This is a genomic window from Paraburkholderia strydomiana (assembly GCF_046030495.1).
Taxonomy (GTDB): domain Bacteria; phylum Pseudomonadota; class Gammaproteobacteria; order Burkholderiales; family Burkholderiaceae; genus Paraburkholderia; species Paraburkholderia strydomiana_A.
On the sequence record NZ_JAQQCJ010000028.1, the window covers coordinates 56880 to 68750 of the forward strand.

Here is an 11871-nt window from a genome sequence, read left to right on the forward strand (position 1 = left end):
CGCTCAGACCGCGTCGCGCAGCTGGCCGCTGTGCAAGTAGGCCTCGAACGCTGCGTTGCTCGTGGCGACGAGCCGGTCGAGATCGACGGTGTCCTGCCCCGGAATCCGCACGCGGGTGAATACATGCGCCGGATAGACGACCGGGCGCGTCGCGTCGAGACCCATCTTGGCGCTGACGCCCTGCATGTGCGGCGGCGCATCGTCGGGCTGGCCGACGGTCGTCGACGGATCGAGCGGCGAGCCCTGTGCGCCGGCCACGATCACGAGATCCCGATCCGCCTGGAAGCGCGTCGCGATCGCCCATTCGATTTCGGCGGGATCGTGCACGTCCACATCCGTATCGACGACGACCACCTGCTTGATGTCGTAGTGCGCGCCAAACGCGCACAAGATCACGTTCTTCGCTTCGCCTTCGCGCTTCTTGTCGAACTGGACCCACAGGTGATATCGACACACGCCGCCCACCGACAACTCCACGTCCTTCACGCCTGGATGGCTGCGCTGCAGATGCGCCAGCAATGTCGCTTCGCGCGGAATGGCGCCGAGCAGCAGATGCTCCATTTCAGCCGGAACAATCGTGTGATAAATGGGCTGTTCGCGGTGTGTGACCGCCGTCACCTCGATCACCTCACGCGCTTCGCGCGCGCTGTAGTACTTCGGAAATTCGCCGAACGGACCTTCGGGCTCGCGCACCTTGGGCAGGATGCGGCCCTCGATCACGATTTCCGAGAACGCGGGTACACGCACGTCGTTCGTCACGCATTTGACAACCGGCAGCGGCGCGCCGTGCAACGCACCGGCGATCTCCAGTTCGTCGCTGTCGATCGGGGAAATGGCCTGCGACGCCAGCATCGTCAACGGATCGACGCCGATCGCGATCGCCACGTCGAGCGCGTCGCCCGCCGCTTCCGCGGCCTGATAGAACGCCAGCAGATGACGCGGCAACATCAGGATCGCCATGCGGTCCGGGGCGTGCACCTGAATGCGGTTGATCGACACGTTCTGGATGCCGGTCCGCGGATTACGAGCAATCACGAGGCCGGCCGTGATGTAGGGACCGTTGTCGTGCTCGCTGTGGGTCGGGATCGGCAGCAATGCGTGCAGATCGATGCCTTGGGTGCGGACGACCTGCTGACACGCGGCCTGTTCGCGTGGCAGTTCGTGCCAGGCAACAGGATGCCCGGCCGCATCGCGAAAGCGTTCGAGCAGCGCGGCCTCGGGCACGCCCATCGCTTCGGCAATCCACGCGCGCTTCGACATGAAGCCGCTCACCACCGGAATCGCGTGGCCGCCGGGTTTGAGAAAGATGGCGGCCTGTTCGCCGTCGAGCCGCTTGGCAACTGCCGCGAGTTCGTGTTCGAGCGAAACCGGCTGATCGATCGTTGCGACGCGGCCCGTTGCCGACAGGCGTTCAAGCCAGTGGCGCAGCGTCGGCGCGGTGCTCTGCGGCGCCCATGAGGATTGAGGTGTGCCGCTGCCTGCGGCATCGCGTGAGTTCATCTACGTCTCCATCGGTGCTTGCCGTCGGGCGCCGGAACGAGTCTGTCGGGCGGACATGCAGCAAGTTGGAATGAAGCGTAGCGAGAACGGGCTATAACTTCTAATATTGTTTTTTGATGTTTTTCATCATTAGTTTTGATATCAGTGTTAGCCCCGATGACGCCCTTCGGGCGCTCGGTTATCAATACGCAACGTTCCCGGTAAGGGTCTTTCTCACCTATTCAGATAGTTACGCGGTGTGCTGTTGTCACCGGCTTTCGTGAGTGACCTGATGGACCGCGCAGCGGATATCAACTTTCCTGATGCAACCCGCGGCGCCCCTGCTCGACGTCAAATGGACCTCGCATGGACCTGAAGCAGATCCAGTATTTCATCGCACTGTTCGAGGACGGCTCCGTGACGCGCGCCGCCAAGCGCCTGAACATTGTGCAACCGGCGCTCAGCATGCAGATCGCCAAGCTGGAGGAAGAACTGCATCAGCAACTGTTCGACCGTGGCGGGCACGGCATGGCGCCCACCGCCGCCGGACGGCTGATGTACCGCCTCTTTCTGCCGATCGTCCGCGATCTTGCGCATGCGCGTCAGCAAATGGTTCAGCGCGACGAGATCGTGACGGGCCACGTGTCGATCGGGCTGATCGCATCGGTGACGGAAAGCGTTCTCGCCGATTCGCTGTCACGCTTTCACGCGCGCTATCCGCATGTCGAAGTCACCGTCGCCGACGGCTACACCGCGACCTTCATCGACTGGGTGTCGGGCGGCCAACTCGACGCCGCGCTGATCAACAAGCCGCGCTCGCGCCTGTCGCTCGACTCGCAGCCGCTCCTCGATGAAGAGATGGTGCTCGTCACCAGCGCCGAACACGGCCCCGAACTGCCGCATGCGATCGAACTCGCGCAACTGCCCGAACTCGAACTCGTGCTGCCCACCAAGCGCCACGGCCTGCGCGGCGTGCTCGATACGGCCGCGCAGCATGAGGACGTGCTGCTTGCGCCGCGCTTCGAGATCGACGTGTTGAGCACGATCGTGAAGCTCGTCGAAAGCACCCGCTTTGCGACGATCCTGCCGCGCATCGCGGTTGAACGCGCAGTGCGGCGAGGGGCATTACGCACCTATCCGATTCTCGCGCCGCGCATCGTACGCCATATCGTGCGAATCAGTCATCCGCGGCGGCCGTTGAGCGCTGCTGCCGAAGCGCTGATCGAGATCATCGCCGACGAATTACGTGATGTATCGAACGAATCTGCGCCCTGTGCCACGCATGATGAAGGGACGGCTTCGTGAGTTCATCCATGATCAGTTTCCGTCCTGTAAGAACACGGCCTCAGCACTGAGAAGCGGGAGAAAAGCGCGGAGAGACACTGTCACGACACGGCCGGCCTTTGCATCGTAGACGTGACCGCCCACCGTGAACAGCGCCCGGAAGATTTGGGTTTCGTGCGGGCAACGGACAGCGAGACGAAGGGCCTCGCGCTCGAAACCCTCGTGTCGAAAGCCGAACCGAAAGGGGTCTTGCGTGGCCGTCGACGACGTTCGTTAAAGCGGCGCTTTCGCTGTCATCAGGCGGCGGCTCCAGTCAATCGCCGCGCCGCGCGCCTTCGCCGGAGCGTGTTTCGTGCTGCCGCTGTGCATACATATCGCGGTCGGGTTCGACGTCCGCCGCCGCTGCCGCGTCGACCGGATCGTCGCGCTGCCGCATCAGCCAGTAGACGCTTCCCAGCGCCACCAGCGCAAACGCAAGCGCCGCGATCTCCGCGGGTGCGCTGGCCGGGTCGAGAATGATGAATTTACGCGCGATGGCGAGCAGCGCAACGAGAACCACTGTCTTGACCTGAACGATATGATCGCGCCGCGCCATCACGCGCGTAATCGAATGTTTGAATTCCATTGCGATCAGCAGCGTCATGACCATGCCGAAGACCGTTTGAAACACTGCGTGATCAAGCGGGTTCAACGCGTCCGAAACCAGCAATGCAGTAACTGCGTGAATCAATTGCCAAAGCGACACGAGAATGATGACGGAGATCACCACGCTCAGCACATGCGCGACAAGCTGTTCAAAGCGCTCATAAAAGGTGAGTACGGCCCACTCCAGACGCAGCGCATCGAAATCCCTGCGCAGCCAGCTCTTCTTTCCGTCCATGATTTGGCTCCCGGCCGCTGCCGATACCCCGCGTGCGCACATCGGGCATGCGAATTGCACTTGTGCCGTGCACAGGTCAGATGACGATGCGGCAGCGCGTGCGCGACGGTCTTTCGAGTTCATGCTGTTTCTTTGCAGATAGCTGCCTGGAAACGCAACGGGCTGAGGTCGTTGTTGAAAGCTATAAGTCACCGCCGCCAGCGCACACCCTCGGGATCGGCGAATGCGGCATTTTTTTAAATTCGCGCACAGGAACGCGGCATGACACAACACGTACTAAGCTTGAAGTAGAAGCAGGAGCAGGAGCAGGAGTCGCAAGAACAGACCCAGAGGCCGCACCCCGACAGCGCAATATGGAACGTACCGCTTCCCTCGCCCCCCTTCAAGGATTACGCCACTACCCGCCTCGCGCTGCGTGTGTCGACCGGTTGACCGGTACACGTTCCGACATCTGCCTGCTCGTACCGGCCGACAGGACCGCCGTAGAAGCAAGCAGCCGTGACGCAACCGGCAAACGTAACCACCTCAGCGTTAGTGCACCGTGTATCGCCTTCGTCCCACCCACCGCACAATTAGCCGCGCCCAGGGACGATCCACAAGGGCTCGTCATTACGCTCGATTCGCACACGCTCGAAAGCAAATTGCAACAGGTTTTCGGAACGGCGCCCCGTAAGTTGCCACTATGGTCTCAGGCTTGGGATCCGTTCCTGCGCGCGGCGGCCGACACGCTGATTTCGCTCTCTCAAACCGCCGCCGTGGAAGTCGGCTGCCTCGAGGCCTTCGCCGACGCCATTGCCCTGCATGTCTCGTATCACTACAGCCGCAGCGCTCATGCAAGCGACCCCGAAGTACCGATGGAGCAGCAAAAACTGGCGCGCATCGACATCTACATCAGCGAACATATTGCCGAGAACATTCGCGTCGAGCATCTCGCCGCGCTGGTGCATATGAGTCCATCGCACTTCGCGCGAGCATTCAAGAAAGCCACCGGTTTCTCACCTCATTTTTATTTAACAACGGAGCGCCTGACGCTCGCCAAATGGATGCTGTCCTCCAGTCAGGTGCCGCTCGTTGACGTTGCGGCCCGCACGGGTTTCCAGACCCAGCAGCATTTCACCGAAGTATTTCATCGCTACACGGGAATGACTCCGCGCGCATTCCGGCTTGCTGCGCGAAGCGAATTGCCGGCATTGGGGAGGCGTACGCGAGGATCGCAGAATCCCGACACGTCTTGGCAGGATTGAGAAAGAAGTCGCCTATGTGGGCGCGTAGTGTTGAATGCATCGCTTCAATGGCTCCGCCCGGGGCGAATACAGTTCGTTGCTACGCGAGGCCTCACGATGCAAGTCCTGCCGGGACACGCGTGATGGGTGGCAGCGCTGCGCGGCGTCGCGGGTTTCATTCGGCTTGCTGACGCTGCGCCTATCTCGTCTCGTTCACCTTTCCGGTCGCGCTGTACGCGGCCAACGCGATTATTAGCGTGGAACGCGCGTTCGGCCAATTTCAGCGGGCGATTCCGTTGCCGTCCGGTGCCGGCCTCAATCGTACCGACACGCGCTTCGACAACGGCGCGGTGATCATACGCGACATACGCGAGCCCAAAGCGGGCGAGACAAAGCAGACCGCAAAGCAGATCGAGATCGGGTGACCCGCGAATCCCCCGAGGTCTCGCCGCGAGAAATCGTGAATCAGTGCGTCGGCGAGGCGGAAATATCCAGGATACGGACAGCCCAGCCGCCCACATCGCAACGCACAGCGCGTGGGCAGAACCTGAAGAGGAACATCATGGCCAAGTGCAGTGTTTGCGGCAAACCGGCGACTACACAGATTACGATCACCGAGAACGGCCAGCGCCGCCAGTTAATGCTTTGCGACGAACATCACATGGAGTTCATGGCACGCCATCAGCGCAGCCTGTCGCCGCTCGAGTCGCTTTTCCACGGCGGCCTGTTCGAGGGTCTGTTCGACGAGGGATGGTCGCCATTCGAAAACGGCGGCACGGACTGGGAGCGGGCCGGGCGTTCCGCGCCTCGCCGCGCGTCGGCTTCGGCCGGGTCATCCGGTCCGTCTGAAGCAGCGGGCGGCCCCGACAGCAGCGGTGCCCGCCCTCGCCGACACAGGCGTGCACGCGAGGCAGTCGACCTGCAAAGCTTTCTGAGCGAAAGCGGGCTCGACCGGCTGCATGCGGCCGCGCAGAAAGCTGTCGAGTTCGGCAAGAACGAGGTCGACACGGAACATCTGCTGCTCGCGCTCGCCGATAACAACGTGGTCAACGAAATCCTGCGCGAGTTCAAGCTCGATGCCGACGATATCAAACGCACCATCGAACAGGACGCGCCGCGCGGTACGGCCAAAGCCGATGGCGAGGAGCCCCGCATCGGCGTTTCGCCGCGTGCAAAAAGCGCGCTCGAAAATGCACTCGTGGCGTCGCGCGAGCTCGACCATAGCTATGTCGGCCCGGAACACATACTGATCGGTCTCGTCGAGGAAGGCGACGGCTTCGCCGGCGAACTGCTGCGCAAACTCGGGCTGACATCGCAATCGCTGCGCCAGAAAGCAGTGAAGGTGGTGGGCCAGGGCGCCGAAGACGGCAGCGTCGAAGGCCGCTCCTCCACCCCGACGCTCGATAAATACGCGCGCGATCTGAGCGAGCTGGCCAAGCGCGGCAAGCTCGATCCGGTGATCGGCCGCGACAAGGAAATCGAAACCACCATCGAAGTGCTCGCGCGGCGCCGCAAGAATAATCCAGTACTGATCGGCGAGCCGGGCGTCGGCAAGACGGCGATCGTCGAAGGTCTGGCGCAACGCATCGCGCAGGACCAGATCCCTGAAGTGCTGCGCGGCAAGCGCGTGGTCGAGCTGAACATCAACAGCGTGGTGGCGGGCGCGAAGTATCGGGGCGAATTCGAAGAGCGCATCAAGCAGGTGCTCGACGAAATCGTCGCGAACCAGGACCGGCTCATCATTTTCATCGACGAGCTTCATACGATCGTCGGCGCGGGCCAGGGCGGCGGCGAAGGCGGGCTCGATATCGGCAACGTGTTCAAGCCGGCGCTTGCGCGCGGCGAACTGCATCTGATCGGCGCGACTACGCTCAATGAATACCAGAAGTACATCGAAAAGGATTCGGCGCTCGAACGGCGCTTCCAGCCAGTGATGGTCCCCGAGCCGAGCGTCGAAGACACCATCGATATCCTGCGCGGCCTGCGCGACCGGCTAGAGGCGCATCACAAGGTGAAGATCACCGAAGAGGCGATCACGGCCGCGGCGAAGCTGTCGAATCGCTATATCGCCGCCCGCTTCCTGCCCGACAAGGCCATCGACCTGCTCGACCAGGCCGCGGCACGCGTGCGCATTTCGTCGAATTCGCGACCGCAGGCGCTGCACGGTATCGAGGCCACGATCCGTCGTCTGCGTCAGGAGCAGGACTCGGCGAGCGCGGCCAAACAGTTCGACAAGGCGAAGGCACTGCAGGAGAAAATCACGGCCGAGCAGGCGCGTCTGAACGAGTCGACCGAGGCCTGGAAGAAGGAGCGCGGCACCAGTTCGCAGGAAGTCGGGGCGGAAGACATCGCGCAGATCGTATCCTCGCTGACCGGCGTGCCGGTCTCCGAACTCACGGCCGAGGATCGCGACAAGCTGCTGCGTCTGGAAGACCGTTTGAGGGAGCGCGTTGTTGGCCAGGACGAAGCCGTAACGGCCGTATCAAAGGCCGTGCGACTTTCACGCGCGGGGTTGACGGAAGCGGGCAAGCCGATCGCCAGCTTCCTCTTTCTCGGACCGACAGGCGTTGGCAAGACCGAACTCGCGAAGGCGCTCGCCGCCGCCGTGTTCGGCGACGAGAACGCGCTCGTGCGCATCGACATGAGCGAATACTCGGAACGCCATACGGTGGCCCGTCTCGTCGGCGCGCCTCCCGGCTATGTCGGCTACGAAGAAGGCGGCCAGTTGACCGAACGCGTGCGGCGCCACCCCTACAGCGTCGTGCTGCTCGACGAGATCGAGAAGGCGCATTCCGAAGTGCACAACATCCTGCTGCAGCTATTCGACGAAGGACGTCTGACGGACGGCAAGGGACGGCTCGTGGATTTCACCAACACCGTGATCATCGCCACCAGCAACATCGGCTCGCAGATGATTCAGGACAACATGAAGGCCGATTCGAAACAGCTCGACTATCCCGCGCTACGCGACCGGCTGATGGAAATCCTGCGGCATCACTTCAAGCCGGAGTTCCTGAACCGTGTCGATGAAGTGGTTGTGTTCCATGCGCTCGGCAAGGAGCAGATCCGCCGGATCGTCGACCTGCAACTTCAGCGCGTGCAGCGCACCGCGGCCGCGCAAAATATCGAACTGTCGTTCGACGATGCACTGCGTGATCACCTGGCGACGGTCGGATACGATCCCGAGTTCGGCGCGCGGATGTTGAAGCGCAAGATCCGTCTGGAAGTGGAATCGGAACTCGCCGACTCGCTGTTAAGAGGCGATGTGCGCAGCGGCGATGCCGTCGAAATCCGCTGGGATGCCGGCGAAAAGGCCGTACGTGTGAAGAAGCTGGCGACGCAGGAAGAATCGACCGGAGAAGAAGCCAGGAAGGCCGCCGAAAGCCCGGCCTGAGGCCCGTATCGATGGGTGCTGCCGGCGGAGTCAACGCCGCCGGTTGTACCCGCTTACAGTGCCACTTCTCCCGCGATCATCTCGTCACGATAGCACCAGATCCACGTTTCGCCCGGTTCGATCGAACGCACCAGTGGGTGGCCGGTCGCGTGATAATGCGCGCTCGCATGGCGATCGGGCGACGAGTCGCAACAAGCTACATGACCGCACGACATGCAGAGCCGCAGATGCACCCACGGGTGGCCGAGTTTCACGCAGTCCTCGCAATAGTGCCTGGTAGTCTGTAATACGCGGATTCCATCCAGATGCGTGCAGGTGGGAGTCATGGTCAGCTCCTGGTGATGAGATTGCGACAGGGAAAGCGCACGGCGCCTCACTCATGGGGGGCACATGAAGCACATCATGTGCCACTCAGATAGCGGTGCACGAGCGCCACCGCCGTGGCTCCTTCGCCAACGGCAGCCGCCACGCGTTTGATCGAGCCATGGCGGACATCCCCGGCGGCGAACACGCCGGGCATGCTGGTTTCCAGATACAGCGGCTCGCGATCCAGCGGCCAACGCAACGTCCGGTCCGTGTCGTGCAGATCAGGGCCCGTCACGAGATAGCCGGCTTCATCGCGAGCCACCCCCACCTCTTTGGCCCAATCGGTCTGTGGCAGACCGCCGATGCAAACGAAGAGCCAGTTCGTCGTCACGCGTCGCGCTTCGCCGCTGCGGCGATCGGTGAGCGTGATTTCGCGTAGCACGTCGTTGCCGTGCAATGCGGTAACGGTTGTGCAGGTCAGCACCTCGATGTTCGGCGCGGCTGAAATACGGTCGATCAGGTACTGCGACAGTGTGCTTTTCAGCGACGTGTCGCGCACCAACATCGTGACGTGATTGCAGTACTGGGAAAAATGCATCGCTGCCTGCCCCGCCGAATTGCCTCCACCCACGATGTATACGTGTTCGCCGCGGACCAGCGACGCCTCGCTCGCTCCCGCGCCGTAGTACACACCCGCGCCGCTGAAGCGCGCTTCCTCCGGCAATCCGAGCAGCCGGTACGCGACACCTGTCGCGCACACGGACGTACGTGCCGTGATCCGCGAACCGTCTTCCAGATAGACGATCCCGTTGCCCGTCGAGAAATCCGCGCGCACGCCGGCACGGGCCAGCAGGATTTCCGCGCCGAACCGGACTGCTTGAGCGCGGGCCCGCTCGGCGAGCTCCGTGCCGCTGACACCGTCCGGAAACCCCAGGTAGTTCTCGATCTTCGAAGTGCTGCCGGCCTGCCCACCGATGGCCCAGCGCTCCACCAGCACCGTGCGCAATCCCTCGGATGCACCGTAGACCGCGGCGCTCAGACCGGCCGGCCCGGCGCCGTAAATCGCGAGATCGTATTCCGAACGTGATGGGCTGCGGAACCAGCCGAGCTTTTCGGTGATCTGCCGGATGGTCGGACATTCGAGTCTCGTGCCGTCGTGAAACTCGCATACCGGCAGGCGCGAGTCGCCAAGGTGCTGCACGTGCGCCAGCTTCACCGCCTCTTCATTGCTGCTGAGTTCGACCCACTCGAAGGGAATGTCGCAACGATGCAGGAAATCGCGGATCGCATAGCCTTGCGCCGAGCGCATGCGTCCATAGATCTTGACCATGTGTGCCTCGCCCATGTCTGTGGTCCGTGCGTGTGGTTAACAGTCAAACGGAATCCGCCGGCGTTTCGCTCTTTTGCCGGATGAAGCGACGGCCCCATTCGAAGCCGTCACGCACGGCTTCGGCCTCGGTTAGCCATTCCGGCTGCACGGTCTCGGGACGAAACTCGGTCAACACATCCGAAGCCTTGCGTACGCTGACGTTCGCGCGCCATGCGCCGAATTCGTTCTGCTGCGGTTGCACCGCGATCTCGTAGCCTCGCCACGCAAGCGTGTGTGCCTGCATACGGTGTCCGACGTCTGCCGCGACGCCGCCTCGATTTATTGAAACGCACTGGTTGACGCACGTTCGTCTCAATCCGGCAAAACGAACTCCGTACGCATGTCCTCGATGACGCGCCTGACCTGTCGAAGATAGTCGGCGCCGCTCTCATTGAGCGCGAGCATGTTCCAGTTCCGGCCGGAGGCATCGGGCGGATGCCGCTCGGGCAGCGGCACGCGGACTCGCAGATGGTGGGGGACGTCGGCTGAAAGCTGCTCGACGCGCCGTTGTGTTTCGTCGCGAATCTGTTCGGCCGTTTGAATGGACTTCGACATGGGCTTGCCCCCCGGAAGTGGCGGACGTCGACATGGAGTCACGTCGCGCGAAAGTCTCATGCGGAGATCGTGCTCCAGATGATTGAAGTCTAGTGCCTGTTCGACTAACGGTATCAGGATGCTCGCCGATTCATCTGGCTGTCGCGTTCGGGCACCATCCATACAAAATCCGCGTACAGGCACGCGCAAAAATCGGACGTCGATTCGCAGTCAGCTTCATGCTCGAGGGACCCTCAACGCGACGGCGCGCGCCGGTGGCCGCATGAAGTGCGTATCGGGCCATTACCTGATCGCGAGCGGATTCGACTATCTGGTGATGCGTTCCGGCACACCGACAATCGTAGACCGTATCGGTCGTATCGCCATTGCGACAGTAGATGCGTCACCGCCCGATACCGAACGGAGCTGTGCTCGGCCGCCGCTTGTTACCTTCGCGGCGAGTAGCCGTGACGACCGCTGCGAGCGCGATGAAAGTAGTGCTTCCTGCACGGTCACATCATCCTCCGCCGGACGGTGTTCAGGTAGCCGCGCCGCTGGTGTTCAAGCCCTCCAGTGCCTTTCTCAGACGTTCCTCCTGATCGTTCGTCAGAGACGTCTTCAATATCTTTCCACCTAGAGGTTGCAGTTCGGGCAGGACCTTGTCGAAGTTCACGCGACGCACCAGGATGAAAAGCGCGGACGAACCCGCCTCGATGTTCTGGCCTGTCGAACGCATGAAATCGTCATCGATTCCATAGTCTGACAGCGCGCCCGACAACGCGCCCGTGCCGGCGCCGACGACCATGCCTGCCGCCAGTCCGACGAGCGGATTGAGTAATAGCACACCAACCAGCGCACCTAGCAGAGTGCCCCAGGCGGCGCCGCTGAGCGCGCCTATCGTGACGAGATCCACGGCTTGCTTGAGGTGTATCTTGCCCTTCGCGTCCCGAACCACGATGCAGGCATCCTCAAGGTCAATCAGGTGCTCTTTCTGCAACTGCTGGAGCTTGTTCAACACCTGGTCGGCAGTGTCTTCACCTTTGAAACTCACAACGACTAGATCGCTCATGGACTCGCTCCTTCTTTCTGAAAGAATCAAGCGGAACACTGCCGGGACAAGATGATTGATTTGAGTCCCCGCGCCAGCTGCAACCCGGTCAGCCACTCGGCAAGGCTACGGCGGTGCCCCTCGCCCCGGCACCTACTTCCGCATCCAGCGGGGCAGACGGGATGCAACCATCAATCAAGACTAGGCTTCCGCTGACTACGCTTCTTCCGCGTTCCTGCCAAGACATGTCGGATTTCTGCAATGGCGTCGAAACTTGCAGCAGTCTTCCGCAGCGGGCTTCCGCCAATCGTTTGTCACACGACTCGAAGTGAGAGTGACGGCGCAACCTTTTCT

General features: G+C 62.1%; 11 protein-coding genes. 4 read left to right on the forward strand and 7 right to left on the reverse strand.

Annotation, left to right across the window (positions count from 1 at the left end; translation table 11 throughout):
• Nucleotides 1-3 precede the first annotated feature (3 nt).
• Nucleotides 4-1500, reverse strand: coding sequence for a UbiD family decarboxylase (locus tag PQQ53_RS28795; RefSeq protein ID WP_408327931.1), 1497 nt, complete (start codon nt 1498-1500; stop codon nt 4-6).
• A gap of 345 nt (nt 1501-1845) precedes the next feature.
• Here PQQ53_RS28795 and PQQ53_RS28800 point away from each other — a divergent pair, with 345 nt between their 5' ends.
• Complete coding sequence (locus PQQ53_RS28800) at nt 1846-2784, forward strand: LysR family transcriptional regulator (RefSeq protein WP_408145909.1); 939 nt, start codon at nt 1846-1848, stop codon at nt 2782-2784.
• Nucleotides 2785-3076: 292 nt separating this feature from the next.
• Here PQQ53_RS28800 and PQQ53_RS28805 read toward each other — a convergent pair whose 3' ends face one another.
• Nucleotides 3077-3643, reverse strand: a complete 567-nt coding sequence (locus tag PQQ53_RS28805) for a phosphate-starvation-inducible PsiE family protein (protein ID WP_408145911.1) — start codon at nt 3641-3643, stop codon at nt 3077-3079.
• A gap of 353 nt (nt 3644-3996) precedes the next feature.
• On the opposite strand from PQQ53_RS28805, the gene PQQ53_RS28810 reads away from it, so the two are divergent.
• The 3 genes from PQQ53_RS28810 (at nt 3997) to PQQ53_RS28820 (ending at nt 8260) form a co-directional block, all read left to right on the forward strand.
• Entirely contained in the window at nt 3997-4887 is an 891-nt protein-coding gene (locus tag PQQ53_RS28810; protein WP_408155588.1) for a helix-turn-helix domain-containing protein, read from the forward strand.
• 236 nt (nt 4888-5123) lie between these two features.
• Nucleotides 5124-5291 (forward strand): Hsp20/alpha crystallin family protein, encoded by a 168-nt coding sequence (locus PQQ53_RS28815; RefSeq protein WP_408327934.1) that lies wholly within the window; start codon nt 5124-5126, stop codon nt 5289-5291.
• 137 nt (nt 5292-5428) lie between these two features.
• Nucleotides 5429-8260, forward strand: a complete 2832-nt coding sequence (locus PQQ53_RS28820; RefSeq protein WP_408327937.1) for an ATP-dependent Clp protease ATP-binding subunit — start codon at nt 5429-5431, stop codon at nt 8258-8260.
• Between the two features lie 53 nt (nt 8261-8313).
• On the opposite strand, the gene PQQ53_RS28825 is transcribed toward PQQ53_RS28820, so the two are convergent.
• The 5 genes from PQQ53_RS28825 to PQQ53_RS28845 all read right to left on the reverse strand — a co-directional run bounded on the left by PQQ53_RS28825 (nt 8314) and on the right by PQQ53_RS28845 (nt 11538).
• The gene (locus tag PQQ53_RS28825) at nt 8314-8586 is read right to left on the reverse strand and encodes a UBP-type zinc finger domain-containing protein (RefSeq protein ID WP_408145920.1); all 273 of its coding nucleotides are present in this window, start codon (nt 8584-8586) and stop codon (nt 8314-8316) included.
• Nucleotides 8587-8660: 74 nt separating this feature from the next.
• Nucleotides 8661-9911: an NAD(P)/FAD-dependent oxidoreductase gene (locus PQQ53_RS28830; RefSeq protein WP_408327940.1), complete on the reverse strand. Its 1251-nt coding sequence runs from the start codon at nt 9909-9911 to the stop codon at nt 8661-8663.
• A gap of 28 nt (nt 9912-9939) precedes the next feature.
• On the reverse strand, nt 9940-10179 hold the full coding sequence (locus PQQ53_RS28835) for a DUF6566 family protein (protein WP_408327942.1): 240 nt from the start codon (nt 10177-10179) through the stop codon (nt 9940-9942).
• Between the two features lie 68 nt (nt 10180-10247).
• The gene (locus PQQ53_RS28840; protein WP_408145926.1) at nt 10248-10490 is read right to left on the reverse strand and encodes a hypothetical protein; all 243 of its coding nucleotides are present in this window, start codon (nt 10488-10490) and stop codon (nt 10248-10250) included.
• 517 nt (nt 10491-11007) lie between these two features.
• On the reverse strand, nt 11008-11538 hold the full coding sequence (locus PQQ53_RS28845; RefSeq protein WP_408145927.1) for a DUF1269 domain-containing protein: 531 nt from the start codon (nt 11536-11538) through the stop codon (nt 11008-11010).
• Nucleotides 11539-11871: the final 333 nt, after the last annotated feature.